Source organism: Xanthobacter flavus (assembly GCF_017875275.1).
Taxonomy (GTDB): Bacteria; Pseudomonadota; Alphaproteobacteria; order Rhizobiales; family Xanthobacteraceae; genus Xanthobacter; species Xanthobacter flavus_A.
Map to the genome: position 1 here is coordinate 1,086,852 of NZ_JAGGML010000001.1, position 24,768 is coordinate 1,111,619.

Annotated in this window: 25 protein-coding genes; 14 read left to right on the plus strand and 11 right to left on the minus strand. The window is 67.7% G+C overall.

Annotation, left to right across the window (positions count from 1 at the left end):
- The first annotated feature begins 69 nt into the window (after positions 1–69).
- Positions 70–324, plus strand: coding sequence for a hypothetical protein (locus tag J2126_RS05285; protein WP_209484631.1), 255 nt, complete (start codon positions 70–72; stop codon positions 322–324).
- Positions 325–389: 65 nt separating this feature from the next.
- On the opposite strand, the gene J2126_RS05290 is transcribed toward J2126_RS05285, so the two are convergent.
- Positions 390–833 carry a hypothetical protein gene (locus J2126_RS05290; RefSeq protein WP_209484634.1) on the minus strand — a complete coding sequence of 148 codons (444 nt, stop codon included), beginning with the start codon at positions 831–833 and terminating at the stop codon, positions 390–392.
- 301 nt (positions 834–1,134) lie between these two features.
- On the opposite strand from J2126_RS05290, the gene J2126_RS05295 reads away from it, so the two are divergent.
- The 7 genes from J2126_RS05295 to J2126_RS05325 all read left to right on the plus strand — a co-directional run bounded on the left by J2126_RS05295 (position 1,135) and on the right by J2126_RS05325 (position 10,348).
- The gene (locus J2126_RS05295) at positions 1,135–2,433 is read left to right on the plus strand and encodes a lipopolysaccharide biosynthesis protein (RefSeq protein WP_209484636.1); all 1,299 of its coding nucleotides are present in this window, start codon (positions 1,135–1,137) and stop codon (positions 2,431–2,433) included.
- Between the two features lie 172 nt (positions 2,434–2,605).
- Positions 2,606–4,726 (plus strand): GumC family protein, encoded by a 2,121-nt coding sequence (locus J2126_RS05300; protein ID WP_209484637.1) that lies wholly within the window; start codon positions 2,606–2,608, stop codon positions 4,724–4,726.
- 315 nt (positions 4,727–5,041) lie between these two features.
- Positions 5,042–5,857: a polysaccharide biosynthesis/export family protein gene (locus J2126_RS05305; protein WP_245327215.1), complete on the plus strand. Its 816-nt coding sequence runs from the start codon at positions 5,042–5,044 to the stop codon at positions 5,855–5,857.
- 73 nt (positions 5,858–5,930) lie between these two features.
- The gene (locus J2126_RS05310; protein ID WP_209484641.1) at positions 5,931–6,740 is read left to right on the plus strand and encodes a WecB/TagA/CpsF family glycosyltransferase; all 810 of its coding nucleotides are present in this window, start codon (positions 5,931–5,933) and stop codon (positions 6,738–6,740) included.
- The gene (locus J2126_RS05315; protein WP_209484643.1) at positions 6,740–8,224 is read left to right on the plus strand and encodes a hypothetical protein; all 1,485 of its coding nucleotides are present in this window, start codon (positions 6,740–6,742) and stop codon (positions 8,222–8,224) included. The genes J2126_RS05310 and J2126_RS05315 overlap by 1 nt, the downstream gene beginning before the upstream one ends.
- Positions 8,225–8,241: 17 nt before the next feature.
- A complete protein-coding gene (locus tag J2126_RS05320; RefSeq protein ID WP_209484645.1) occupies positions 8,242–9,294 on the plus strand; it encodes an acyltransferase family protein in 1,053 nt (350 codons plus the stop codon).
- A gap of 208 nt (positions 9,295–9,502) precedes the next feature.
- Positions 9,503–10,348, plus strand: a complete 846-nt coding sequence (locus J2126_RS05325) for an FkbM family methyltransferase (protein ID WP_348634235.1) — start codon at positions 9,503–9,505, stop codon at positions 10,346–10,348.
- A 54-nt stretch (positions 10,349–10,402) separates the two neighbouring features.
- Here the strand turns inward: J2126_RS05325 and J2126_RS05330 are convergent, their stop codons facing one another.
- On the minus strand, positions 10,403–11,176 hold the full coding sequence (locus tag J2126_RS05330; RefSeq protein ID WP_209484649.1) for an FkbM family methyltransferase: 774 nt from the start codon (positions 11,174–11,176) through the stop codon (positions 10,403–10,405).
- A 261-nt stretch (positions 11,177–11,437) separates the two neighbouring features.
- Between J2126_RS05330 and J2126_RS05335 the strand changes: the two genes are divergently transcribed.
- The gene (locus J2126_RS05335; protein WP_209484652.1) at positions 11,438–11,965 is read left to right on the plus strand and encodes an HAD family hydrolase; all 528 of its coding nucleotides are present in this window, start codon (positions 11,438–11,440) and stop codon (positions 11,963–11,965) included.
- On the opposite strand, the gene J2126_RS05340 is transcribed toward J2126_RS05335, so the two are convergent.
- The 7 genes from J2126_RS05340 to J2126_RS05370 form a co-directional block, all read right to left on the minus strand.
- A complete protein-coding gene (locus tag J2126_RS05340) occupies positions 11,966–13,012 on the minus strand; it encodes a glycoside hydrolase family 18 protein (RefSeq protein ID WP_209484654.1) in 1,047 nt (348 codons plus the stop codon).
- Entirely contained in the window at positions 12,946–14,361 is a 1,416-nt protein-coding gene (locus J2126_RS05345; RefSeq protein ID WP_209484656.1) for an exopolysaccharide biosynthesis polyprenyl glycosylphosphotransferase, read from the minus strand. The genes J2126_RS05340 and J2126_RS05345 overlap by 67 nt, the downstream gene beginning before the upstream one ends.
- Positions 14,362–14,589: 228 nt before the next feature.
- A complete protein-coding gene (locus tag J2126_RS05350) occupies positions 14,590–15,996 on the minus strand; it encodes an NAD(P)(+) transhydrogenase (Re/Si-specific) subunit beta (RefSeq protein ID WP_209484658.1) in 1,407 nt (468 codons plus the stop codon).
- A gap of 10 nt (positions 15,997–16,006) precedes the next feature.
- Positions 16,007–16,462 carry a proton-translocating transhydrogenase family protein gene (locus J2126_RS05355; protein WP_209484660.1) on the minus strand — a complete coding sequence of 152 codons (456 nt, stop codon included), beginning with the start codon at positions 16,460–16,462 and terminating at the stop codon, positions 16,007–16,009.
- Positions 16,462–17,625: a Re/Si-specific NAD(P)(+) transhydrogenase subunit alpha gene (locus tag J2126_RS05360; RefSeq protein WP_209484663.1), complete on the minus strand. Its 1,164-nt coding sequence runs from the start codon at positions 17,623–17,625 to the stop codon at positions 16,462–16,464. The genes J2126_RS05355 and J2126_RS05360 overlap by 1 nt, the downstream gene beginning before the upstream one ends.
- A 36-nt stretch (positions 17,626–17,661) precedes the next feature.
- On the minus strand, positions 17,662–17,814 hold the full coding sequence (locus J2126_RS05365) for an aa3-type cytochrome c oxidase subunit IV (RefSeq protein ID WP_024280402.1): 153 nt from the start codon (positions 17,812–17,814) through the stop codon (positions 17,662–17,664).
- A gap of 15 nt (positions 17,815–17,829) precedes the next feature.
- Positions 17,830–18,186 (minus strand): hypothetical protein, encoded by a 357-nt coding sequence (locus J2126_RS05370; protein WP_209484665.1) that lies wholly within the window; start codon positions 18,184–18,186, stop codon positions 17,830–17,832.
- Between J2126_RS05370 and J2126_RS05375 the strand changes: the two genes are divergently transcribed.
- Together J2126_RS05375 and J2126_RS05380 are read left to right on the plus strand one after the other, a co-directional pair.
- Positions 18,185–19,354 carry a PA0069 family radical SAM protein gene (locus tag J2126_RS05375; protein ID WP_209484667.1) on the plus strand — a complete coding sequence of 390 codons (1,170 nt, stop codon included), beginning with the start codon at positions 18,185–18,187 and terminating at the stop codon, positions 19,352–19,354. The two genes, J2126_RS05370 and J2126_RS05375, sit on opposite strands and share 2 nt — an antisense overlap.
- An 8-nt stretch (positions 19,355–19,362) precedes the next feature.
- Positions 19,363–19,812, plus strand: coding sequence for a VOC family protein (locus J2126_RS05380; RefSeq protein ID WP_209484669.1), 450 nt, complete (start codon positions 19,363–19,365; stop codon positions 19,810–19,812).
- 2 nt (positions 19,813–19,814) lie between these two features.
- Here J2126_RS05380 and J2126_RS05385 read toward each other — a convergent pair whose 3' ends face one another.
- Positions 19,815–20,528 (minus strand): TetR/AcrR family transcriptional regulator, encoded by a 714-nt coding sequence (locus tag J2126_RS05385; RefSeq protein WP_245327216.1) that lies wholly within the window; start codon positions 20,526–20,528, stop codon positions 19,815–19,817.
- 666 nt (positions 20,529–21,194) lie between these two features.
- Here J2126_RS05385 and J2126_RS05390 point away from each other — a divergent pair.
- From J2126_RS05390 to J2126_RS05400, 3 genes are all read left to right on the plus strand, one after another.
- Positions 21,195–22,163: a lipid kinase gene (locus J2126_RS05390; RefSeq protein WP_209484671.1), complete on the plus strand. Its 969-nt coding sequence runs from the start codon at positions 21,195–21,197 to the stop codon at positions 22,161–22,163.
- Positions 22,164–22,907, plus strand: coding sequence for a TerC family protein (locus J2126_RS05395; protein WP_209484673.1), 744 nt, complete (start codon positions 22,164–22,166; stop codon positions 22,905–22,907). It begins immediately after the preceding gene.
- A gap of 160 nt (positions 22,908–23,067) precedes the next feature.
- Positions 23,068–23,421 carry a hypothetical protein gene (locus tag J2126_RS05400; protein ID WP_209484675.1) on the plus strand — a complete coding sequence of 118 codons (354 nt, stop codon included), beginning with the start codon at positions 23,068–23,070 and terminating at the stop codon, positions 23,419–23,421.
- A 43-nt stretch (positions 23,422–23,464) separates the two neighbouring features.
- On the opposite strand, the gene J2126_RS05405 is transcribed toward J2126_RS05400, so the two are convergent.
- Entirely contained in the window at positions 23,465–24,766 is a 1,302-nt protein-coding gene (locus J2126_RS05405; RefSeq protein ID WP_209489874.1) for an NAD(P)/FAD-dependent oxidoreductase, read from the minus strand.
- Positions 24,767–24,768 lie beyond the last annotated feature (2 nt).

Sequence of the window (24,768 nt, forward strand, 5' to 3'; positions counted from 1 at the left end):
AATATGTGTTAACGTTAATATTATACGTGACATTTTGGCGCTGGACCGCGCCAATTCGGAGGCATCGCCATGTGGATCGTTCGTGCCGTTCTTCCGGCCCTTTTCGCCTTCGCGTTCCTGTTCGCGGTGGTCACCCACCCCTCGGAAATGTTCGTCGCGCTGGGCAGCCTTGTGCTGACGCTGAGCACCGCGAGCAGCATCATCTTCTTCGCCTTCGTCATCATGGCTGCCGTCTTCGGCTTCGAGCGGAAGTCGGGCCGTCATCTGGCCCCGGCGGCCCCGGTCCATGTCCACCGCTCGCTGCGCAGCGAGGTCAATCTCTGAGGCTTCGGCGCCCGGCGCCAATCGAAGGCAGATCTACTTGCCGCCCGGCTCACTTGCCGCCTGGATCACTTGCGGCAGGTGACCGACGGCCACGGGCTCTTGTGAAAGAACGGTTTGAGTTCGATCAGATTAATGCCCTGCCACAGGGCGCTGGTCGGCTGCGGGCATAGCTGGAGCATGGCGGAGGTGGGATTGCCCCGCCAGTTCTCCGGAATGTTGACTACGACGGTGAAGGCGCCGGCGTCGTAGACCGGGTCGCGCGCCCACCATCCGGCTGGCAGGCGCTGGCGCAGGTAGATGCGCAGCGACAGGAACGGATCGAACGGATAGGGGTCCACATCCGGGTTGATGCGCGGCCGCGCCGGCATGTCGCCGAAGCTCTGCATGGGGGCCTGCGCGCGCCCCGGGCCGCCCGTCAGCACGAAAATCAGCAGGCCGGCGAATAGGCCAATCAGGCTGCGACCTGCGAGGGTCCTCCCCCCTCGCCTGCGTCCGGTCTGTTCCGTCATCGGCCGCCTCCCGTTCCCCGTCGCCTGTGCCGCCCGCTCCCGCCCCAAAAAGCGGCAAGCCCTGCGCGACCTACCGCTTCCCTTGGGCACGCGCGCGCACTAATGCTCCCTCATAGGGCCGGATGCTGCTTTGCGGAACCGGTCCCGCACCGGCAGGTTCACGACCCCGCCGGGGCTGAATGACGGCGACGGGGGCTCGGGTGGCGAGATCGGACGAGAGGGGCGCGGGCCACATGCTGGCGTACTCCGCGCGGGGATCGGACCTCGGCCTCCCGGCTCACGGCACCGGATCGATCCGTCCATGAGCGCCGCCCAGTTGCGCTCCGTCACGGGGCTCATCAACACCTACGGCATCTATCTCGCGGCCATGATGGCGCGGGGGCTCGAACTGGTCGGCAAGCTCGGCCTTTACGTGATCGGCGCGCGCGTTCTGGGCGTGCATGACTCAGGCTATTTCTTCCTTTGCCTCACCTGGGTCGGGGTTTTCGCCACCGTCTCGCGCGGCGGCTTCGAGCGGGCCGTGGTCCGCCATGTCGCCGGAGAACTCGCCATCGGCAAGGGGCGCGCCGCCCGGCACGCCCTCTTGACCGGCGGCGTAGCCGTGCTGGTTATCGGGCTGGTCGTCTCCCTCATCACCGGCGCCTTGTCGGAGCCGATCGCCACCCGCCTCTTCCGCGACCCCGAGGCGGCCCGCCCCCTGTTCCTCGCCGCCTTCATCATCCTGCCCCAGGCCATGTGCTATTTCGTCGGCAATGCGCTGATGGGCCTGCACAAGAGCGCCTGGGGGCAACTCGTGCAGAACGGGCTCTGGCCCTGCTTCACGCTGGCGGCGCTGCTCGCTGGTGTTCACTCCCTGGAGGGCATTCTGATCGCGCTGGCGGCAGCCAACGTCGCGGCCACGCTCATCGGCCTCGTGCTGGTCTGGCGGGATCGCCACCGCTTCGTGGACACCCCCTCCGATGTGGACGGCACGGCGGAGCAACTGCCCGCGCTGTGGCGCACGGCCATGCCGCTGGCAGTGGTTGAGACGGTGCAGATCCTCCTGCCCTCCCTGCCGGTGCTTCTGCTCGCCACCTTCGGCCAACCGGCGCAGGTGGGCGCCTTCAGCGTGGCGAGCCGCATCTCCATGCTGACCTGGGTTGTGAGCGCCTCCATCGGCAGCGTGGCGGCGCCGTCCTTCGCCGCCCGCCACCGGCAGGGCCAGTGGGACGCGCTGCGCCAGCTGAACCGCAAGGTGCGCCTGGCCATCGCGGTGTTCAGCGCGCCGCTGCTGGTCGGGATGTTCTTCTTCCCTGCGATGATCCTGCATCTGGTGGGCCCGGGCTTCGAGATCGCGGCCACCGCGCTGGTCATCCTCGCGGTGGGCCAACTGGTCTATGCCCTCCTGCCCTGCCAGGAGATCGTGCTGGCCATGGCGGGCCACGGCGGTTTGCTGCGCTGGCTCACGGTGGCGCAGACGGTGGTCTGCCTGATCCTGTGCGTGCTGCTCATCCCGCCCTTCGGCATGGTCGGCGCGGCCATCGCCACGGCCGTGTTCGCCTCCCAGCTCGCCATCGGCTCGGCGCTGGCGGTTCTGCGCACCATGCCGCGCGCCTTCTAAGACGCGAATTCGCGCGGGCGGTGCATCGCTTTTCGCAACAGGTGGTTAACGCTAAAGTAATGGCGCTCCGGCAGTCTCACGGCGAGATTTCGACCGTTCTGCCGCGCCTCAGCCGAGGTGCGAAGTGATGACCAGAGAGCTGGCCGGCGCCGCGGAGCATTCAGGGGGAAGCATGTTGATGCCGCACGCGGCGCAGCCGGACGCAACGGTTTCGTCCCCAGCCGTCGCGACCGGATCCCTCGGATTCACGGTCCGCGACTTCCTGATCGCCACCTTCTACCATATCCGGATCGTACTCCTCGCGGCCGCGCTTCCGTTCGCCATCGCCATCGGCGCGGCAGCGACGAGCCGCACCGAATACACCGCCTCCAGCCTGCTCATGGTCATCGTGAGCCGCGAGGTCTCCAATTCCCAGAACGTGACCGATTCGGGTCCCTCCGTGCTGAGCATCGAGGGCCTCAAGCAGGTCGAATCCGAAGTGCAGATCATCGAGAGCGCGGACGTGGTGCGCGCCACGGTGGAGCAGGTGGGCGTGGACCGACTGTTCCCGCCCGGCCGCTTCTCCGCCATCACCCGCATGTTCAGCTCCGACAAGGACGCCATGGACAAGGCGGTGGAGCGCTTCCAGGCGAGCCTGAGGGCCTCGGTCCTGGCGGATTCCAACGTCATCCGCGTCAGCTTCACCAATCCCGACCGCGAGGTGGCGGTGGAAGCGGCCGATGCGCTGGTGAAGAACTATCTCTCCGTCCGGCGCCGGCTGTTCGAGAACCCCACGGCCAAGATCCTCAACCTGGAGGTGGAGCGCTTCCGCCAGGATCTCAGCTCCGTCGATGCCCAGATCGAGAAGCTCAAGGCCAAGGTCGGGATCATCGAGTTCAGCCAGGATGCCATTCTTGCGTCCAACCAGGTGGACGGCATCCTCCAGCGCCGCCGCCAGGTGGCCGAGCGCGAGGTCGCCGTCACCGCCCAGCTCACCGAGGCGGAGAAGCAGCTCGCCGCCTTGCCGGACTCGGTCTTCGACTTCTCCGAGAAGACCGACGCCCTCCCCGGCGACGAGGACAACAACACTCTCACCAAGCTCCTGCTCGAGCGTGACCGCGTGTCGTCCCAGTACGCTCCCGGAAGCCAGCTGCTGCGCGATCTCGACCGGCAGATCGCCACCATCCGCGCCCGCATCAAGAGCCGCTCGGAGCGGCGCTACAACACCGATCGCGCGGTGCGCAATCCGCAGGTCAACTACATCCAGAACATGATCCTGAGCCTGCGGGTGGAGCAGGATTCGCTCTCCCGACAGAAGGACGAGCTGGTGCAGCAGCAGCGGGTGGCCGAGGAGCGCCTCGCCGCCCTGCGCGCGGCAGAAACGCCCCTCATCGAGCTGAACCGCCGGCGCGATTCCCTCGGCGAGGGTTTCCGCGAATATCAGCGCCGCGCGGTGGCCGCCTCCATCGAGGAGGCCGCGGCCCAGTCGCGCCAGTCGTCGGTGCGGGTGGTGCAAGACGCGGGCTCCGCCGTTACCAAGCGCTCGCTGGCGCTGCCGCTGGTGGCGGCCGGCCTGTTCGCCGGCCTGTTGTTCGGCGGCGCGGCGGGCGCCATCGCCTCCACCCTGCGCACGTCCTTCATCATGCCAGGCGAGGCCGAGCGGGCGCTCGGGATGCCGGCCATCGCCGTGCTCGACGACACCGGGGAGCAGCCGGACTCCCTCGCCACCGAGCGGGCCATCAGCAGTTGCGCCACCCTCCTCCTCGACACCCGGATCGATGACCAGCCGCTCCGCGCCATCCACTTCCTGTCCCCCGAGGACGATGACGCCCTGCCGTGGTTCGCGCGCTCCCTCGCCGAGGAGTTCGCGCGCCAGCGCCAGAAGCGCACCCTCTTCGTCGATCTATGCTCGGCGACGCCCTATCCGCTCGTCGGGGCCGACAGCGCGGTGCGCGGTGGTGTCGCGGTCGCCGCCACGCCGGTTCCGCTGCTGTGGGTCGCTGCGGAGGCCGACCGCTCGCCGCTTCTCGACCTGCGCCTGCCCATCGCCGAGGCAGAGATGATGATGGCCGAGCTGAAGCAGGCGTTCGACTGCATCGTCGTCTGCTCCAACCTGCCGCGCGCCTCCCTCGTCACCCAGCGCTTCTCCCAGCTCGTGGACGGCAATGTGATGGCCGTGCAGGCCGAGCGCACCCGCAAGCCGGCCGCGATCCACCTGCGTGATTCTGTGATCGAGAGCGGCGGGCTCCTGTTCGGCTTCATCTTCCTCGGCCGCCGCTATTATCTTCCCAACTGGCTGTATAGGCGCGCCTAATCTGCACCCTGAAGCTGCAAGACACCACGACAAAGGGGCGCATTAGCGCCCCTTATGCATTTGAGCGTCAAAGGCTTCTCTGCACCGCAGCAGGCGCTGCCCCGCCAATAAGCGAACGTTAACCATGGCCCTTTAGGGTGCCTTTACCACGTTCGACGGTTCTCGCCGCAGGCTCATCTGTTGACGGTTCGCCAATGGCAGCCGACACACGGTTTGTTTGCGCGTTAACTATTCGCTTATGATTCGTTCCGGGGGTTATCGATGGTCTTGCCAAAGTGCGACGGGAGAGACACCGCGCGCGGAACGGCACCGGAGATGACCGGCGCTGCGTCCCGCCGCCGTGCCGCCGCCCCTTGGCGCATCGGGCTCGTCCTCGCGAGCCTTTGTATTCTCAACGGTTGCGCCGCCATCGCGACGTCCCAGAGCACGGGCACGGAGCCCTTCACCACCGGACACGAACTGCGCTTCACCGAGGTGAATTCCGACCGTTTCAAGCCGTGGACGGACCAGGTGCCGAGCTATCGGCTCGGTCCGGGCGACAAGATCAAGGTCAAGTATTTCATCACCCGCGAAATGGATGAGGATCTCACCGTCGGTCCCGATGGATCCATCGCGCCGCGGGCGATCGGCCAGATCCGGGTGGAAGGCAGCAGCCTGTCCAGCGTGCAGGACTACATCCGCCGCGAGTCCCGCAAGGAACTCGTCGACCAGAAGGTGGTGGTGTCGCTGGAGGAGGCGGTCTCCGCCCGCGTCTATGTGGGCGGGATGGTGGCCCACCCCGGCGCCTTCAAGCTGGCCGACATGGGCACCAGCGTGCTGCAGGGCATTCTCCAGGCCGGCGGCTTCACCGAGGAGGCGCGCACCGGACAGGTCGCCCTCATCCGCCGCGGCCCCAACAACGAGCCCATGTTGCGCCTCATCAACGTGCGCGACGTGATCCAGACCGGATTCGACGCCAACGACGTGCCGCTGGTGACCGGCGACATCATCTACGTGCCGCGCTCCTCCATCGCCGAAGTCAATCTCTGGATTGACCAGTTCATCACCAAGGTGGTGCCGTTCCAGCGTCAGTTCAGCTATACGATCGGCTCCTACACCCAGACCGGCGGCGCAAGCTCGCTTCTGCAGTAGACCTGCGCCGACGGGCTGCGGCCGCGCATCATCCGTGCCGCCAGCCGAGCGGCACCCAAAAGGCTGGACCATCATGTTCGCGGAGAGCGAGGCGGCCGGTTCCGTCCGGACACAGACCTTCCTGAAGGTGCCATTTGACTGCCTGGACGTGGCCGGCGCGGCCAAGGCCATCGCCACCCGCCCGCCGGGAGCGCCGTTCGCCTATGTGGTGACATCCAACGCCTCCCATCTGGTGCGGCTCAACGAGCGCGGCGATGCACGTTTCGCCGCCGCGCTCGAGGGCGCCGGCCTCAACACCCTCGATGGCTCGGCACCCCACTGGCTCGCCCGCAACGTCTTCGGCCTGGACATCCCGCTGTGCCCCGGCAGCGACCTGACCACCTACCTGTTCGAGCATGTCATCACGCCCGACGACGCGGTGACGGTGATCGGCGGCAATGACGAGATGAAGCGCCGCCTCATCGAGCGCTACGGCCTGCGCACCCTCCACATGCACGTGCCGCCCATGGGCTTCATCGACGATCCGCAGGCGGTGGAAGCGACCATCCGCTTCGTGGAGGAGCACCCGGCGCGCTATGTCTTCCTCGTGGTGGGCGCGCCGCGGTCGGAATATCTCGCCCACATGATCCGCGCGCGCGGCAAGGCGGTCGGCACCGGCCTGTGCGTCGGCAGCGCGCTGAACTTCCTCACCGGGCTGGTGCAGCGGGCGAGCCCCGCCTTCCGCAAGCTCGGCCTCGAATGGCTCTACCGCCTGATCCAGAGCCCCGGCACCCATATCGAACGTGTGTTCGTGGATTCGCTGCCCATCTTCCGGGTGGCGGCGAAGGCGAAGCTCGATCCCGCCGCCTATGGCATGAAGCCGGCCCCGGCGGACCGCCCCTGATGGCGGGCGGGGCGGCGGACACTCCCGGCCCGGGCGGCACCGGCACGCAAGGCAGGAGCCCCGTCACCCGTCCGCGGGTGGTGATGCCCCTGCGGCGGGATGTGGCGGCCTTCTCCGCCGCCGATGCCGGTCTCGACCACGACGCGGCGCTCGTCGCCAAGTTCGTGCTTGCCGGCACCCTGCCGCTGTTCGCGCAGGTCTTCTACTATCTGAACGAGTATCCGCCGCCTTATTTGCTGTCGAAGGCCTGGCCCTTCCTCACCCTGCCGCTCGCTTTCTATGCCGTGGCGCGGCTCAGGCTGCCGGTGAGCGGCGCCTTCCTCGCCGTGCTCGCCTACGCGCTCGGCTTCACGCCGCTGGTGTCGATGATCCAGCTCGGCAACGGCTTCCTCGACGCGCTGACCACCACAATCAAGGCGTGGCCCTTCACCTATTATTTCAGCCTTTCAGCCTTGCTCGCCCTCCTCGCCGTGAACCCCTCCAGCATCCGCAAGATCGTGCTGGCGTTCGGCGCGGCCACCTTCATCCTCATGGTGCTGATCTATCTCGCGGCACCGACCTCCTGGTATTCCGACAATCCCGCGGACAGCAAGCTGCTGCTCTACGATCTCGAGCGCGGCTATCGCGTCTACATGCCCATGTTTTTCGGCATGATCCTGGTGTTCTTCCTCGCCCGCTCCTTCATCCTGCGGCGCAACGTGCTGTTCGCGCTCGGCGTGGCCGCGTCCTTCCTGCCCATGCTGTTCATCTTCAAGCAGCGCGCCGCCATCGGTGCCGCGGTTGTGGTGGTCGCCTTCGGCATGACCATGTCCCTGCCGCCCATGCTCCGGCGCCTCGTCATCGGCGCGGCGCTGGTGGGTGCTGCCGCGGGCACGGGCCTTGTCGCCTACAAGCTCGGCCTGTTCTCGGGCTCCCTCGACGGAGCGACCAACGCGCTCGGCGCCTCGCTCTCGGTGCGGCAGAATTCGTCCGCGCTGGCGTTCGGCTTCCTTGGCGACGATCCCATGCGCTGGACCTTCGGCGTCGGCGCCACCACCCGCTTCAGCACCACCACGCTCAACGACATCTTCGGCAACGAGCAGTTCTTCATCGCCGACCTCGGCTGGATCGGCGTGATCTTCGAGTACGGGGTGATCGGCGCGGCGCTGCTCGCCGTGCTCTACGGCTGGTGCTTCGTCTATGTGTTCCGGCTGACGCGGGACCTCACCGACGCCTTCACCCTCGCCCTCGCCGACTATGTGCTTTACCTCATCGTCAGCTCGGCCGTGTATTCGGTGGTTTTCACCCCCGGAGAACTCGGCGTGGTCATGGCGCTCATCGTGTATCTCGACCGCCAGCGGCGCGCCGCGCCCGTCGCGCCGACGACGCCGCCGTCCGGCTTTAGCCGGGGCGCGGAGGCTCATTCCGTCTCGCGTCACGCCCTGCGCATCGGCGGGCGCGGTGCGCGTCATGTCACGCTCGGGCGCCCCCCGCGCGCAGGTTGAGCGGTCGGGAGGCCGGAATGCTTGAGTCGCTGCAGGTCCTGCGCGCCATCGCCGCCCTCATGGTGGTGGTGTTCCATCTCGGCGCGCCGCTTCAGCGGCTGGGCCTGGAAGCGCCATGGCCGCAATCGGGCGCGGCGGGCGTGGACATCTTCTTCGTGCTGTCGGGCTTCCTGATGCTGGTCACCACCTACGGGCGCGACGGCTATACCGGGAGCTTCTACCACAAGCGTCTCGTGCGCATCGTCCCGCTCTACTGGATCGTGACCACCGCGAGCCTCGCGCTGCTCCTTTTCGCACCACAGCTTGTGAAGAGCGGCAAGGCGGAGGCCTGGCACATCATCGCCTCCTATCTGTTCCTGCCCGCCCGCCACCCGGTGCTGGGGACGCTGGAGCCCCTCGTGGTGCCCGGCTGGACGCTGAACTACGAGATGTTCTTCTACCTGCTCTGGGGCATCGCCCTCCTGCTCCCGCAGGAGCGCCGGCTGGTGGGGGTCGGCGCGGTCATCGCGGGCCTTTCCGTCCTCGGCCTCGCCCTGCCGAGCGACAACACCTTCTTCGCCTTCTACACCTCGTCCATCATGCTGGAGTTCGTCTTCGGCCTGGGCCTCGGGCTCTGGTATCTGAACGGCGCGCCCATTCCGCGCGGCTGGGGCTTCGTGCTGATCGCCTGCGGCTTCGTCTCTCTGCTGTCGCAGGGAGAGGTGCCGCCGGAGACGCGGTGGCTGAGGTGGGGCGTGCCGGCGGCCATGGTGGTGGCGGGCGCGCTGGTTCTGGAACGGGCCCGCCCGGTGCCGCGGGTCGCCGCGCTGGCGCTTTTGGGCGACGCTTCCTATTCGCTCTATCTCGTGCACGGCATGGTGCTCTCCGCCGTGGGGCAGGTGTTCGTGCGCCTCGCGCCATCCCTGCCCCTCTCCGGGCCCGCGCTCTACATCGCCTGCGGCGTCACTGCCGTGGGCGCGGCCATGGTGATCTCCGTGCTGGTCCATCTCTGGGTCGAACGGCCGCTGCTGCGGGTCATGAGCGGCCGGCGCCCGGTACCCGGCAAGGCCACGGCCGAGCGGCCGGGATGAACCGGGCGCCCGGCCCCCGGCTTTTTCGCCGCAAGTTACCTTTCCCGCCTTGCCGAACCCCGGCAAGGTCTGTCTATTCCTACATTCATGACCGATGCTGCACCGCCCAGCGGGGGGCCGGGCGGCCCGGTGTCCGGCAGGCGTTCCGGTCCGCGACCGGCGAGAAGCGTGAGGGGGTTTCAAGATGTTGAGACGAGTGAAGAAGCTCGTGAACGAACCGGCATTCCGCGAGGCCCCTCTGACGGTGACGGGGCGCGCGATCTCCCTCGCCCTGCACGTGGCCCTCGGGCGCAGCCCCATCGCCGAGATCACCCCCGGCGCCCGGCTGAAGCTGCCGGCTGACCTGCGCTTCACCACCACCTCCATCTATCTGCTCCGCGACAATGTGGAGCCCGAGGTGCGCTATCTCGACAAGTTCCTGCGGCCCGGCGACGTGTTCGTGGACGTGGGCGCCAATATCGGCCTGTTCACCCTGAAGGCGGCGACCATCGTGAGCCGCGTGGTGGCGGCCGAGCCCGGCGCCGACGCGGGCCAGCAGCTCAAGCAGAACCTGGCGCTCAACGGCTTCAAGAACGTCACCATCGTGCCCAAGGCGATTTCCGACGCGGTGGGCAAGGCCGTGCTGTTCCACAATCCGCTCGGCGACGACCCGCAGGCCTTCTCGCTCATCAATGACGGGACCAGCACCGAGAGCGAGGAAGTGGAGATCACCACCCTCGACAATCTGGTGGCGGACGCAGGGGTGGCGCGCGTCGACTGCATCAAGATCGACGTGGAAGGCGCCGAGGACCGGGTGATCGGCGGCGCGGCGAAGACGCTGGATGCCTTCCATCCGACCGTCATCTTCGAGATGAACTGCCCGACCCTCGTGGCGGACGGCGGCGACACCGAGGCGGCCTGGAATGCGCTGGCCGCGCACGGCTATCGCTTCTTCCAGATGGAGGATAACGGCGCGTTGAAGCCGCTCGCGACCTGCCCCACCGCCTTCGGCAACTATGTGGCGCTGCATCCGCAGGGCCGCGTGCTCTCGGAAGGGGGCGCGCCGGCCGCCTGAGGCATCGCCCGGCGGCTTTTGGCGAACTGTATGCGCCCCGGCGGTGCCGGGGCGTCAGTCCGTCCAGTCCTTCAGCCGCGCGATGATCTCCGGCCGCGCGGCGAAAACGAAATTGTTGACGTAGACCGCATCGCGCCGCGTGCGGGACCCGTCGGGAACCAGCGCCTCGCGGTTCTGGTGGATGACTGGATCGAAGGCGGAAAGCGGCCTCATGGCGCCCCCGAGGCGGAAGAAGCCCTCATAGCCGAGCGGTGCCAGCATCCGCGCCACGTCGGCCACCGCGCCGGCCCGGTGCCGTTCCTCGGCCTCCACCAGCAGGGTCGGCCGGCTTTCCGCGAGAACGCGGGTCGCCCCCTGAAGGACGGCGCTCTCATAGCCCTCCACATCGAGCTTGATGAAGCTCACCGGCACGTCCACGCACGCATCGAGCGGGTTGAGCGCCACCGGCACGTCGTCCACTGTCCCCGACAGGCCGTTGGCGAGATTGCCGTCGATGGTCGCGAGCGGCGACATCCCCTGCGGGATGTGCAGCACCGCCTCGCCACGGGTGCTGCCCAGCGCGGTCTCGAACAGGCGCAGCCGGCCATCGGCGAGCTCGGCGGGAAAGCGCAGGCGCAGGATGCGCGCGAGGCGCGGGTTCGGCTCGAAGGCGAGCACGCGCGCGCCGCCCTTCAGCAGCCAGTAGGTGAACAGGCCACGATTGGCGCCGATGTCGCACACCGTTTCCCCCGGCGACACCAGAAGCTTCAGCAGCCTGACCTCGCTCGCGGGATCGCGCGCAACGCGCTCGTCGATCCATGGGCAGGCCAATGCGAACAGCCGCGGCATGCGGCCTTCAAGAATGGACTTGAACGTCGTCAGAACTCACTCCCTTCCCGGTGCTCCCCACAGCTCCGGAAACGAGGTGGAAACCCGCCAGACACCACTCCCATCGGAGCGCGTCGACGCCCAGAATGACATGGCTCCAGTGAATTTACATTGAAGATACTTCAGATATTTTCATGCTCGCATGAATAGCCCGGAGGTTGCAGCCCGCGTGCTGCAAAACCGCACGGATACTTTCCTCGATCGGACCTGAGGCAACACGACTTGACCGGCCAGCCCCACCGCCGTCCCGCGGTCTTCCTCGATCGCGACGGCGTGCTCAACCGGGACACCGGCTATGCCCACCGGGCCGAGGATCTGGAATGGACCCCGGGCGCGCAGGAGGCGGTGCGCCGGCTCAACGATCTCGGCTATCTGGTGTTCGTGGTGACCAACCAGTCAGGGGTCGCGCGCGGCTTTTACGGCGAGGCGGACGTGGTGGCGCTTCACCGCTTCATGGCGCAAGACCTCGCTCAGGACGGCGCGCGGATCGATGACTGGCGCTACTGCCCCTTCCATCCCGAGGCGACGGTGGCGGCCTATCGCGCCGCCCACCCCTGGCGCAAGCCGGCGCCGGGCATGATCCTCGACCTCATGGCCCACTGGCCGGTCGCGGCGGAAGCGAGTCTGCTGATCGGCGACCAGCCCTCCGACATGGCGGCGGCGGCGGCGGCTGGGATCGCGGGGCACCTGTTCCCGGGCGGCAACCTGCTCGATTTCGTCGCGGCGCTCGATCTCCCGCAAGCGGGATGATCAGGGCACCATCTGGTCGCAGCCGGGACGCTCCAGCGTGACGCAGATGGCGAGGGAGAGGCTGCGATAGTCGGGATTGTCGGGGCCGGTCGGGCCGGGCGGCACGAGGCCGAGGCCGTAGAGCATGGCCCCCGCCTTCGGGTCCGCCATCACCTGGGATAGCAGCCGGGCCGTGCGGTCGATGGTGAAGCGCGGGCCTCCCGCCTCGGACGGCATCACGGCGATGCCAAGGGCCAGCGGCCCCCGCCACAGGCTCCGATAGGCGCGGAATGCCTCCTCGGGGCTGTAGGTTGGCCCGGCGTCGTAGGACATGATGGAGACGAGGTCGATGCCCTGCGCCTCCGGCGCCTTCAGCATCGCGCGCATCATGCCCACGAACGGCCCGAACCGCGGCTCGGCGGAGGCGAAGCGGCCTTCGCCATAGGCGCCCACGCTCCAGCCGGCGACGCTGACCACCCAGGGTCGCGGCAGCGCGGCCCGCAAATCGGCCAGCACGGCGATGGACCGGAGATCGTCTGCGCAGGCAATGCCGCCCTCTGGCTTGCGCACGCATCCGGCATCGGCGGTCTCGTAGTCGAGGTCCACGCCGTCGGCACCGAGATCGCGCACGAGCTGCGCCAGCGCCTTAAAATCGCGGGCGTCCCAGCCGAAATAGCCCCAGCCGCCCACGGCGAGCAGCACGCGGACCGAGGGGTGGCGGGCTTTCAGTTCAGCGATCGCGCCCTTCAGCACTACGCCCGAATAAGGAAAGGCCAGCCCGGTGCCCGAGAGGTCGAGATTTCCGGAATAGGCGAGATCCGGCTTCACGAAGCCCAGCGCCACATGGGTGTAATAGCCGGGCAGGCGCGCGAGCATTGTCTCGGCGGGCGCCTGGGTCGTCACGTCCGTCCAAGAGGCGAGGTAGGCGAGGAACGGCCGGTCGCTCGCCTGCGCCCGCGCCGCCGATGCGACGGTCAGAACCAGGGCGAGAAGCGCGATGCTCAGAACACCGATGGGCCAGCCATGCCCTTGGTGACGGTGAGCAGCATGATTCTGATGTCGAACCATATGGACCAGTGCTCGATGTAGAAGAGGTCGAGCTCGACACCGCGCTCGGCCTTCTCCAGGGTGTTGATGCCCCCGCGCATGCCGTTGATCTGCGCCCAGCCGGTGATGCCCGGCTTCATGCGGTAGCGCGCCACATACTGGCTGATGGCCTCGTAGCGGACGTTGGTGGCGACCTTCATGTTCGGCACGTGCGGACGCGGGCCAACCACGCTCATCTCTCCGCGCAGCACATTGATGAGCTGGGGCAGTTCGTCGATGGACGTGGACCGCAGGAAATTTCCGACCTTGGTGATGCGCGGGTCGTTCTTGCTGGTGCCCTTGGACCCGTCGTCGGTGGGGTCCACCCGCATGGTGCGCAGCTTGTAGCACTGGAACACGCGGTTGTTCAGGCCCACGCGCGGCTGGCGGAACAGGATGGGGCCGGGCGAGTCCAGCTTGATGGCGATGGCCGCGCCGATGAGGATTGGCGCGGTGATGAGCAGGCCGATGGCCGCCACCACGTAATCCTCCACCCCCTTGAGCAGGCCGAGCGAGCCCTTGAGCGGCTGCTGCTGCACCTGGAGGGCCGGCTCACCGGCGATGCGGGTGAGGTTGGCGTAGTTGAGCGTGAAGCGGTCAGGGTCCAGCTCGACGATGACGTCGGCGGCGATCTGGTACATCTGGTTGGCGATGGCGCTGATGGCCGCCGGATCGTTCCAGCTCTTGGCCACCACCACGATGTCCACCGGATTGTGCTTCACATACTCGAGCAGATCCTTCAGCCCGCCCAGCACGGGCAGACCATCGGGACCCGGCGGCGGCAGGGGTGCGCCCGGCATGTGGCCGTCGTCGAAGAGCGCGACGAAGCTGAGGAGGCCGGTGTTGCCCTCCTCCTCCTCATAGCGCCGCACGAGGTCGCGGGCGCGGCCGAGATCGCCGATGGCCACGACGTTCCGGCGCAGCACCTCGTGCGTCTGCACCAGCGACATGCCGATCCGCACCAGCACGAGGCGGCCGAAGATGAGCATGAGGGTGGTGGCGACGCCCCAGCCGAGGAGCGCCCACAGATTGGTCTGGCCGATGGGGATCAGCGCGTAATAGCAGACCGCGATGACCGCGCCCGCCGGCACGACACCGACGATGATATGGCCGATCTGCCGCAACGGGCGGACATAGTGCTCGACCCGGTAGCCGCGGCCGATCTGCAAGACTTGAACATAGACGAAAATGCCAAACGCCCAAAGGATGGCAAGTTGGCTCCAGGACAGGAAGTCCCAGCGCAGATGGGCGATGATCGCGCCAAGCGCCGCCATGACGACGTCGCACGACAGGACAAGCCGATTGACCAGTCCATGGGTCCAGCGTGTCATCGTCCCCCGATCCCCGCAGTCGCCGTTCGAATCCCAGGTTCCACGGTATGTGCTTCTGGTTAAGAAGTGGTGGGCAGTCAAGGATATGGCGCAAATTGTGGCGGGAAACGCCACGCTCAGCGCCCGCACCGGAGGGCAGCGCATCCGCCGCAATCGCCGGCAGCGCAAAGAAAAAGCCGCCGGACCTCGTGATCCGGCGGCTCCATCTCGTTCGAGATTAAGGCGTCTTTAGTGACCGAAGGCCTTCACCACGTCTTCGGTGACCTTCTTGGCGTCGCCGAAGAGCATCATGGTGTTGTCCTTGAAGAACAGCTCGTTCTCGACGCCGGCGTAGCCCGCCGACATGCCGCGCTTGATGAAGAGGACGGTCTTGGCCTTCTCCACGTCGAGGATGGGCATGCCGTAGATGGGCGACTGCGGATCGGTCTTCGCCGCCGGGTTGGTCACGTCGTTGGCACCGATCACGAAGGCCACGTCCGCCTGGGCGAACTCGGAGTTGATGTCCTCGAGCTCGAACACCTCGTCGTAAGGCACCTGGGCCTCGGCGAGCAGGACGTTCATGTGGCCCGGCATGCGGCCCGCCACCGGGTGGATGGCGTACTTGACCTCGACGCCCTCCTCCTTGAGCAGGTCCGCCATCTCGCGCAGCGCGTGCTGGGCCTGCGCCACCGCCATGCCGTAGCCAGGGACGATGATGACCTTCTCGGCATTCTTCATGATGTAGGCGGCGTCGTCGGCGGAGCCCTGCTTCACCGGGCGGGCTTCCACGTGCCCGGCGGCGCCCGCGGCGCCGGCGTCACCGCCGAAGCCGCCGAGGATCACCGAGATGAAGGAGCGGTTCATGCCCTTGCACATGATGTAGGACAGGATCGCTCCCGAGGAGCCCACCAGCGCACCGGTGATGATGAGCGCGGTGTTGCCGAGGGTGAAGCCGATGCCGGCCGCCGCCCAACCCGAGTAGGAGTTCAGCATCGACACCACGACGGGCATGTCCGCGCCGCCGATGGGGATGATGAGCAGGCCGCCGAGCACCAGCGACAGAACCGTGATGATCCAGAACAGCGTGATCGAGCCGGTGAGCACGAACGCGACGATAAGGATCAGCAGCAGCAGCGCGAGGCCGCCGTTGATGAGGTGGCGCGCCGGCAGCATGATCGGCTTGCCGCTCATGTTGCCGTTGAGCTTGGCGAAGGCGATGATCGAGCCGGTGAAGGTGATCGCGCCGATGGCCACGCCCAGCGACATCTCCACGAGGCTCGCCGCGTGCAGGTGGCCGGGATCGCCGATGCCGAAGGCGCGCGGCGCATAGAGCGCCGCCGCGGCGACGAGCACGGCGGCCAAGCCCACCAGCGAGTGGAAGGCGGCGACCAGCTGCGGCATCGCCGTCATGGCGATGCGCTTGGCCACCACGGCGCCGACGCCACCGCCGATGCCGATGCCGGCGAGCACCAGCACCCAGCCGACCCCGTCGGACGGCGGGGAGAGCGCGAGCGTGGTGAGGACGGCGATGCCCATGCCCACCATGCCGAACAGGTTGCCCTGGCGCGAGGTGGTGGGATGGGAGAGGCCCCGCAGGGCCAGCACGAAGAGAATGCCTGCAACGAGGTAGAGCAGGGCGGCGAGGTTCGCGGTCATGGGCCTCGCCTCACTTCTTCTTGGAGTACATGGCGAGCATCCGGCTGGTCACCATGAACCCGCCGAAGATGTTCACCGAGGCAAAGACGAGGGCGATGAAGCCGAAGATGCGCGCGCCCCAGGCGTGGCTGGAATCGCCCACCGTGGTCACGCCGACGGCGAGCAACGCGCCCACCACGATCACCGACGAGATGGCGTTGGTGACGCTCATGAGCGGGGTGTGCAGCGCCGGGGTCACCGACCACACCACGTAATAGCCCACGAACACCGCGAGCACGAAGATGGAGAGGCGGAACACGAAGGGGTCGATGGCCCCTCCGGTCGCCGCGTGGGCGGCAGCGCCGAGGGCGGAGGCCGCCTGGTCGGCATAGAGCTGCGCTGCTTCCGCGGCCTGCCGCGCGATCTCGGCGGCGGTGCGGGCTTGAAGTGCGGCGTCCGCCGCGGACTGGGCTGTGGCGGGATTCATCAGGCCGCTCCCTCGCTGCTCGCTGCGGGATTCTTGGGTGCGAAGTTCGGATGCACGATGGCGCCGTCGCGGGTGAGGAGCGTGGCCTTCACCAGCTCGTCGTCCCACTTGACGGCCAGCGCCTTGGACGCCTTGTCGACCATCGTCTCGAAGAAGTTGAACAGGTTCTTGGCGTAGAGCGGCGACGCCGAGGCGGCGATGCGGCCCGGCACGTTGAGATGGCCGACGATTTTCACATCGCCCACCCACGTCACCTGGCCGGGCACCGCGCCCTCCACGTTGCCGCCGCGCTCGACTGCCAGGTCGACCAGCACCGAGCCCGGCTTCATGGAGGCCACCATCTCCGCCGTCACCAGGCGCGGCGCGGGCCGGCCCGGGATCAGCGCGGTGGTGATGACGATGTCCTGCTTCTTGATGTGGTCGGCGACGAGCGCGGCCTGCTTGGCCTGGTACTCCGCCGACATGGGCTTGGCGTAGCCGGCCGCGGTCTCGGCCTGCTTGAATTCCTCGTCCTCCACCGCGACGAACTTGGCGCCGAGCGAGGCAACCTGCTCCTTGGCGGCGGGCCGCACGTCGGTGGCGGTCACGATGGCGCCGAGGCGGCGAGCGGTGGCAATGGCCTGAAGGCCCGCGACGCCCGCGCCCATGATGAAGACGCGCGCGGCCGGAACGGTGCCGGCGGCGGTCATCATCTGCGGCAGGGCGCGGTTGAACTCGGCGGCCGCATCGATCACCGCGCGATAGCCGGCGAGGTTGGCCTGCGAAGAGAGCACGTCCATCACCTGCGCACGGGTGATGCGGGGCATCAGTTCCATGGCGAAGGAAGCGATCCCGGCATTGGCCATCGCGGCCAGCGCCGCGTCATTGCCGTAGGGATCCATGATGGCGAGCACGAGGGCGCCGGGCTTGTAAGACGAAAGTTCGGCTTCCGTCGGCCGGCGGACCTTGAGTACGACTTCCGCGCCGTTGAGCGCGTCCCATGCCGACGGGGCGATGGTGGCGCCTGCCGCCACGAAGTCGGAATCGAGAATGCCGGACTTCACGCCCGCGCCGCTCTCCACGGCCACGGATGCGCCGAGTGCGACGAGACGCTTCACCGTATCCGGGGTCGCGCCAACCCTCGGCTCGCCGAGATCGATCTCGGCGGGAACAGCGATTTTCATTGCTTGATCTCTCCGGTGCTCCGGCCGCTCAGCGGGTCAGAGGAGGAAAATCCACATCAGGACGAGGATGGCAGCAACGCCGATGGTGCCCCACTTGGCGAGGGCCGTGAACATGGCGTACGTGCGCTCGTGCTCGGGATAATCGTTACCGTCTGCCGTGGCATATTCGATCGTGGCGTGTTCAGCCATCTTATCCCCCTGCTCCTAAGCGTCTTCTGAGGCCTTTACCGGAGATGGGAATGTCTGGCAACTGCCTTCTGGTGTACAGTATTCCAGATTAAACGACGCGATCCGCCAGTCGATCGCCGAGTTGGCAATGTTCTTGTTATGTTCCGATTTCGGTGCTAGCTTTTTGAGCATGAGCCCCGCACGCGATTCCCACGGCCCGCGCACCGCCGCCCCGCCCGTTCCGGGGGGACCAATTGCCGCGCCACTACACCCGGTGACGGCCAAGGCCGCGCAGACCAATGCCACACAATCGAAGGCCGCCCAGCCTAAAGCCATGTCCGGCGGGGCGCGCATTGCCTCCCCGCCGATCAAGACGCGCGCCGAGCGGATCATGGGGCGTCTCGCAGAGGAACGGCGGACGGCCGCCCCTGCCCTGCCAGATTCCTTACCCGGTCCCTTGCCCGCTGCTCTCGACGGCGAGACCGGGACGGGGGTGAAGGCCGAGCGGCGGCGTGGCCGGGGCGCGGTGTCCAACGCGGCCGGGCGCTTCGAGCCGGCCGCCCGTGTCTTGTTCGACGACGGCTGGCAGACGCTGGAAGACCTGCCGCCCTTCCGCACGGAAGTCACGGAGGAGCGGGCGCGCACCATCATCACCCGCAACCAGTCGCCCGACATCGCCTTCGACCGCTCCATCAACGTCTACCGGGGGTGCGAGCACGGCTGCATCTATTGCTTCGCGCGGCCGACCCACGCCTATCAGGGCCTCTCCGCCGGCCTCGATTTCGAGACCAAGCTGTTCGTGAAGCCGGACGCGGCGGAACTGCTCGCGCGGGAGCTGTCGCACCCGTCCTATAAGCCGCGCGTCATCGCCATGGGGACGAATACCGATCCCTACCAGCCCATCGAACGGCGCTATGAGCTGACCCGGCGCATCCTGGAGGTGCTGGCCGATTTCGGCCATCCGGTCGGGATCGTCACCAAGTCGGCGCTGGTGGTGCGCGACATCGATATCCTCGGGCCCATGGCGGAGAAGGGCCTCGCGAAGGTCGCCATTTCCATGACCACGCTCGACCCGCACCTGTCCCGCACGATGGAGCCGCGCGCCGCCAGCCCCCATGTCCGCCTCGGCACCATCCGTCGCCTCGCCGATGCCGGCATCCCCACCGCCGTCCTCACGGCCCCGCTCATCCCGGCGCTGAACGACATGGAGATCGAGCGCATCCTCGATGCCGCCAAGGCCGCAGGGGCGTCGGAGGCCGGCTATGTAATGCTGCGCCTGCCGCTGGAGATCGCCGACCTGTTCCGCGAGTGGCTCGTGGCGCATTTCCCGGACAGGGCCCGCCATGTGCTGAACCTGATCCGCCAGATGCATGGCGGGAAGGATTACGACTCAACCTTCGGCAAGAGGGGGCGCGGGGATGGTCCCTATGCGTGGACGGTGGGCCGCCGGTTCGAGATCACGGCTCGCCGGCTCGGCCTCGCCGGACGCGGGCTGAAGCTCACCACCGATCATTTCCGCCGCCCAAAGCAGCCGGGCGAGCAGCTCGACCTCTTCGCGTAAGGAATGCCATGACCGCGCCGGACCTCAGGCTTCATCTCGTCACGCTCGGCGTATCCGACCTCGCGCGGGCCGCCGCCTTCTATCGCGCGCTCGGCCTCAGGGAGAGCGCAGCGGCAGAGGGAGAAGCGGGCAACGTCGCCTTCTTCCACGCTGGCAATGTGGTGCTGAGCCTCTTTCCCCGGGATCGCCTCGCGGCGGACGCGACGCTGGACGACACCCCGCCGCAGGCCTTCTCCGGCGTGACGCTCGCCTGCAACGTCGGTTCACCGGAAGAGGCCGGGGACCTGATCGCGCGGGCGAAAGCGGCGGGCGGGCGCGTGGTGAAGCCGGCGCAAAAGGCGTTCTGGGGTGGAACGAGCGGCTATTTCGCCGACCCCGACGGGCATCTGTGGGAGGTCGCCCACAATCCCTTCTTCCCCTTCGATGCGGAGGGCCGGCTGGTGCTGCCGGGCGCGTGAGATCAGGGCGCGGTGCGCCGGTCGCTGCCATAGGCGCGCAGGAACACCCGCACCGCGCCGCGCACCGACTTCTCCACCGCCGCCGGATCGGGCGCATCCGGCGCGCCGACGAGGACGGGAATGGTCACGCCATCCTTGCAGAGGGTGAGGAACTGGCTGGCCGCCTGATCCACGTCCTCGATGTCGAGCAGGCCCTGCTGCACCTTGATGCGCAGGAACACCGAGAGGCGCGAAATGCCTGCGCACGGTCCGGCTTCGAAGAAGCGTCGCCCCACGTCGGGAAACTTGCCGGAGATGGCGATGACGGTCCGCAGCAGGGCGATGCTGCTGGGACGCAGGATGGCCGCGACGAAAGAGCGGCCGATCTTGGTCAGCGCCGCCTCCAGATCCTCTTCATCCGGATCCACCACGAACATGCGTTCGGCGGTCTCGCAGCATTCGCTGGAGACGAGCTCGGCGAAGAGGTCGTCCTTGTTCTCGAAATAGACGTAGAGCGTGCCCTTGGAGACCCCGGCCGCGCGGGCGATGTCGCCCATGCTGGCGGCATCGAAGCCACGGTCGAAGAACACCTGCCGCGCGCCGGCGAGGATCTGGTTGCGCTTTTCAGGATCCTGGCCCGCGCCGGACGCGCCTTCGTGCGCATCACTCGGTGCGCTCTCTTGCGAGCCGATCGCCTGTCTAGGCTCGAGGGCGATATCGCCGTCCCTGTCCATCATCCTGCGCGTCTCTTCGTCATGTCTTCGTTCTCGGTCATCGCCCATCCTGCGCGCAAGCGCATTGACGGCCCCGAAGCGCCTTGCACCGCGGCCATGGCAACGATGCCACACGGGTCGCTTTGGTGCCGACGACAGGCCATGCGAGCGAACGCGGGGTCACCGCCCGAAGGCCTTCGCAAGAATTTTTGTGACCGAACCGTTCAGTTCGCTGTTGCTTTGCCGAAAGCGGTGCGATATGTCAATGTTCATCGAACCAAACCGTTCGGTCAGCCCCTTGGAACCGCAACCCAGGTGCTGATTGAAATGAGGGAGGAGAGCACGCCCCCGCTCTCCTCCCTCCTTTCCCGGTTGAGGAGTTCGGTCATTTCCAGGTGCCGCAACCCTGGCGCTGACCGGATGTAGAGGGAGGAGAGCAACGCCCCCGCTCTCCTCCCTCTGATCTCCCCCCTCCTGAAAGCCCGAACCGCCGGTCTCTTCCCGAGACGCCGCTGGCTCGCGACATTCCGCCACACCCTCTTGGCGGCTTGCTTCCACGCCCCATTTTTCCGCTCACTGGTCCGGGCCCCTCTGGCGCAGATTTTCTGCGTGATGTCGGATCAGGCGTGATTTGCGCGCTCCGTCCAGAGGCCCCATGGTTTCCTTCCCATTGCCGAGCCCCGTGTCAGCATGACCGAGCAAGGCCCCAAGACCCGGCGGCGCGCGCTGTTCATGGTGAACCCGCACGCCCGCGGCGGCGCGCTGCCGCTCGATGGCGTGCGCGCCCTGCTCGAGACCGGTTTTGATCTCCTGGAAGCCCCGCTGCCGCCAGCCGGCGAGATCTCCGACCTCCTGCGCGCCCGCGCGGACGCGGTGGACCTTGTCATCATCGGCGGCGGCGACGGAACGCTCAACGCCGCCGCCTCCGGTCTTTTCGACACCCAGCTTCCCCTCGGAGTGCTGCCGCTCGGCACGGCGAACGACTTCGCCCGCACGCTCTCCATTCCCACCGACCCGATGGGGGCCGCGCGGGTCATCCTGGCCCATCCGCCGCGCTTCATCGATCTCGGCGACGTCAACGGCCACCCCTTCCTCAATGTCGCGAGCATCGGCTTCTCCGCCGATCTCGCCCGCGCGCTCACACGCGAGGCGAAGCGCTATTTCGGCGTGGTCGGGTACGGCATCGTCGCTGCGCGCCTGCTCATCCAGTCGCGGCTGTTCACCGCCTACATCGAGCATGACGGAACGGCCGAGGCTGTGCGGACCCTTCAGGTGTCCGTGGGCAACGGCCGACACTACGGCGGTGGCATGACGGTGGAGGCCAACGCCACCGCCGACGACGGACAGCTCGATTTCTACAGCCTGGAGGTGGACCACTGGTGGCGCCTCCTCGCCCTCCTGCCCTCTCTGCGCAACGGCACCCAGGGCCAGTGGGACGATGTGCGGGCCTTCCGCACGCGGAAGGTGGTGGTGCGCACCAGCCGTCCCCGCCCGGTCAATACCGACGGCGAGTTGGTCACCTACACGCCGGCGCATTTCAGCATCCGGCCCGCCGCCATCCGCGTCCACGCGCCGCCACAGTTCGCGCCCCAGCCCGAGCGTGAAGCCGGCGGCGCGGTCCAGAATTCATCGCAACCTCTCGCTGAAGGCACCTCCTAGATGGACTACCTCCTCCAACTCGCGGCCGATCCCGCCGCGTGGGTCGCCCTGGTGACGCTGGTGGCCATGGAAGTCGTGCTCGGCATCGACAACCTGATCTTCATCTCCATCCTCACCAACAAGCTGCCGGAGCAATACCGCAGCAGGGCGCGGCGCATCGGCATCGGCCTCGCGCTCATCATGCGCCTCGGCCTCCTCGGCACCATCGCCATCATCGTGCGGCTCACGGCGCCCATCTTCGAGGTGTTCGGCCACGCCTTCTCCTGGCGCGACCTCATCCTCATCGCCGGCGGCCTGTTCCTGGTGTGGAAGGCGACCACCGAGATCCACCACAACGTGGACCCGCGCACCCACGCGGAGGACGTGAAGGACAGCAAGGTGACCATCGGCTTCACCGCCGCCATCGTGCAGATCCTGATTCTCGACCTCGTGTTCTCCATCGACAGCATCATCACCGCCGTGGGCATGACCGAGCATATCCCGATCATGATCATCGCCGTGATCGCGGCGGTGACCTGCATGCTGCTGGCCGCCGACCCGCTGGCGCGCTTCATCGAGTCGAACCCCACCGTGGTGATGCTGGCGCTGGGCTTCCTCATCATGATCGGCATGACGCTGATCGCCGAAGGCTTCGGCGCCCACGTTCCCAAGGGCTACGTCTACGCCGCCATGGGCTTCTCGACCGCCATCGAGGCGCTCAACATGCTGGTCCGCCGCCGTCGCGCGACGGGGGAAGGGCACTGAGGCGCAATTCCCGGCGCCATTCCGGGCGCCAGCCCGTCGCAGCGCCGCATTCCAACGCGCCGTGGGCCTCGCTATGCTCGCGGCGCGGGCGGGTCGGCCCGCGACTCAAGGGGACGCTGCCGGCATGGCGGCACCCCGCTGCCTGTGGCCGAGGTCGAGAATGGCTCATGATTCCGCGTCCCGTTTCGCTGGCGCGCTGATTGCGGCGCTGGTGCTGATCGCGTTCGCCGCCCCGGCGCGCGCGCAGGCCTGCCTCGAGCAGATCGTTACCGTCCAGGCGGCGCTCAAGGAGCGGCTGCCGCATCCCAAGAAGCCGCCGGAGCAGGAGCAGTCCATCGCGGCCCAGACCGATCAGCAGGCGACGCCAAGCTCGCTGGCTGCGGCGGGCCTGACCCAGCCGGATTCAGGCGCCTTGGGCGCGCTCAATCAGGCCATCAACCTGCAGGCGGCGGGCGACGAGGCCGGCTGCCTCAAGGCCCTCGCCGAGGCGAAGCGCCTGGGCGGACTCAACTAAGTCGAGGCGAAGCGCCTCGGCGGACTGAACTGAGGCTGAGCGCTCAGAGCCGGTCGCGCAGGGCGTAGTAGCTGAGGCCCGCCATCATCAGCGGGGTGCGCAGCAGGGTGCCGCCGGGAAAAGGCGGCACCGGAAGGCGGCCGAGCAGATCGAAGCGGGAAAGCTGGCCCTGCACCGCCTCGGCAAGGATCTTGCCGAACAGCGGCGCCAGCGCCACGCCCTGCCCGCTGTAGCCCGCCGAAACGAGGACGTTCGGCGACATCCGCCGCACGAAGGGTAGCCGCGACATGGTGATGGCCAGCACGCCACCCCAGGCATAGTCGATGCGCGCGTCGCCGAGTTGCGGGAAGATGCGCAGCATGAACGGCCGCACGAAGTCCGCCACATCCGGCCGCAGCCCGCGCCGATAGCTTTCGCCACCACCGAACAGAAGCCGCCCGTCGGCGGAGAGGCGGAAATAGTTGATGACGAACCGGCTGTCCGCCACCGCCGCGTCATTGGCGATGATCTCGCGGGCCCGCTCGCCCAGGGGCTCCGTGGCCGCGATGTAGTTGCAGATGGGCATGACGTGGGCGTCGACCGCCCGGTCGAGGCCGTCCATGAGGCCGTTGCCGCACTCAAGCAGCATGTCGGCCATGACGCTGCCGCCGGTATCGGTGGTCACGGTCACGCCGCCGGCATCCGCGACCTTGCTGGCGCGCGTGCCCTCGTGAATCTCAGCACCGGCCGCGACGGCGGCCGCGCCGAGGCCGAGGGCGAAATTGAGCGGATGCAGATGCCCGGCACCTTTGTCCAGGAGACCGCCGTAATAAGCGGAGGTGCCGACCATGGCGCGGATCTCGTCGCGGGACAGCGGCACCAGGGCGTCATAGCCGTAGTCCGTTGCCAGCGTGCGGGCGTAATCGTAGCTGTCCGGAACGTACCGGGCCTTGTGATCGGCGAGGATCAGCCCGTCCCGCAGGTCGCACGGAATGTCGTATCGGGCGACGAGGCTGCGCACCAGCGCCTTGCCCTCTTCCGCGAGGTCCCACAGCTTGTGGGCGTCGTCTTTCCCCACGGCCTTTTCCAGGAAGTCCTGGCCGCGGCGCTGGCCGCTGTGAAGCTGCCCCCCGTTGCGCCCGGAGGCGCCCGAGCCCACCCGCGCGGATTCCAGCACCACCACCTTGAACCCGGCCTCGGCGAGATGAAGGGCGGCGGACAGCCCCGTATAGCCGGCGCCGATGATGCACACATCCGCGCGCACCGTGCCCTTCAGCGGCGGGAAAGCGGGGAAGGCGGTGGCCGTCGCCGTGTACCAGGAGCGGGCATGGCCGGCCGGGTTGAGCGGCGCGGCGACACGGTGCATGG

Excerpts from the sequence above, each read along its gene's own strand:
- J2126_RS05285 (WP_209484631.1), top strand. The coding sequence starts at position 70 with ATGTGGATCGTTCGTGCCGTTCTTCCGGCCCTTTTCGCCTTCGCGTTC.
- J2126_RS05290 (WP_209484634.1), bottom strand. The coding sequence starts at position 833 with ATGACGGAACAGACCGGACGCAGGCGAGGGGGGAGGACCCTCGCAGGT.
- J2126_RS05295 (WP_209484636.1), top strand. The coding sequence starts at position 1,135 with ATGAGCGCCGCCCAGTTGCGCTCCGTCACGGGGCTCATCAACACCTAC.
- J2126_RS05300 (WP_209484637.1), top strand. The coding sequence starts at position 2,606 with ATGTTGATGCCGCACGCGGCGCAGCCGGACGCAACGGTTTCGTCCCCA.
- J2126_RS05305 (WP_245327215.1), top strand. The coding sequence starts at position 5,042 with ATGACCGGCGCTGCGTCCCGCCGCCGTGCCGCCGCCCCTTGGCGCATC.
- J2126_RS05310 (WP_209484641.1), top strand. The coding sequence starts at position 5,931 with ATGTTCGCGGAGAGCGAGGCGGCCGGTTCCGTCCGGACACAGACCTTC.
- J2126_RS05315 (WP_209484643.1), top strand. The coding sequence starts at position 6,740 with ATGGCGGGCGGGGCGGCGGACACTCCCGGCCCGGGCGGCACCGGCACG.
- J2126_RS05320 (WP_209484645.1), top strand. The coding sequence starts at position 8,242 with ATGCTTGAGTCGCTGCAGGTCCTGCGCGCCATCGCCGCCCTCATGGTG.
- J2126_RS05330 (WP_209484649.1), bottom strand. The coding sequence starts at position 11,176 with ATGCCGCGGCTGTTCGCATTGGCCTGCCCATGGATCGACGAGCGCGTT.
- J2126_RS05340 (WP_209484654.1), bottom strand. The coding sequence starts at position 13,012 with ATGGTTCGACATCAGAATCATGCTGCTCACCGTCACCAAGGGCATGGC.
- J2126_RS05345 (WP_209484656.1), bottom strand. The coding sequence starts at position 14,361 with ATGACACGCTGGACCCATGGACTGGTCAATCGGCTTGTCCTGTCGTGC.
- J2126_RS05350 (WP_209484658.1), bottom strand. The coding sequence starts at position 15,996 with ATGACCGCGAACCTCGCCGCCCTGCTCTACCTCGTTGCAGGCATTCTC.
- J2126_RS05355 (WP_209484660.1), bottom strand. The coding sequence starts at position 16,462 with ATGAATCCCGCCACAGCCCAGTCCGCGGCGGACGCCGCACTTCAAGCC.
- J2126_RS05360 (WP_209484663.1), bottom strand. The coding sequence starts at position 17,625 with ATGAAAATCGCTGTTCCCGCCGAGATCGATCTCGGCGAGCCGAGGGTT.
- J2126_RS05365 (WP_024280402.1), bottom strand. The coding sequence starts at position 17,814 with ATGGCTGAACACGCCACGATCGAATATGCCACGGCAGACGGTAACGAT.
- J2126_RS05375 (WP_209484667.1), top strand. The coding sequence starts at position 18,185 with ATGGGGCGTCTCGCAGAGGAACGGCGGACGGCCGCCCCTGCCCTGCCA.
- J2126_RS05370 (WP_209484665.1), bottom strand. The coding sequence starts at position 18,186 with ATGATCCGCTCGGCGCGCGTCTTGATCGGCGGGGAGGCAATGCGCGCC.
- J2126_RS05380 (WP_209484669.1), top strand. The coding sequence starts at position 19,363 with ATGACCGCGCCGGACCTCAGGCTTCATCTCGTCACGCTCGGCGTATCC.
- J2126_RS05385 (WP_245327216.1), bottom strand. The coding sequence starts at position 20,528 with ATGATGGACAGGGACGGCGATATCGCCCTCGAGCCTAGACAGGCGATC.
- J2126_RS05390 (WP_209484671.1), top strand. The coding sequence starts at position 21,195 with ATGACCGAGCAAGGCCCCAAGACCCGGCGGCGCGCGCTGTTCATGGTG.
- J2126_RS05395 (WP_209484673.1), top strand. The coding sequence starts at position 22,164 with ATGGACTACCTCCTCCAACTCGCGGCCGATCCCGCCGCGTGGGTCGCC.
- J2126_RS05400 (WP_209484675.1), top strand. The coding sequence starts at position 23,068 with ATGGCTCATGATTCCGCGTCCCGTTTCGCTGGCGCGCTGATTGCGGCG.
- J2126_RS05405 (WP_209489874.1), bottom strand. The coding sequence starts at position 24,766 with ATGCACCGTGTCGCCGCGCCGCTCAACCCGGCCGGCCATGCCCGCTCC.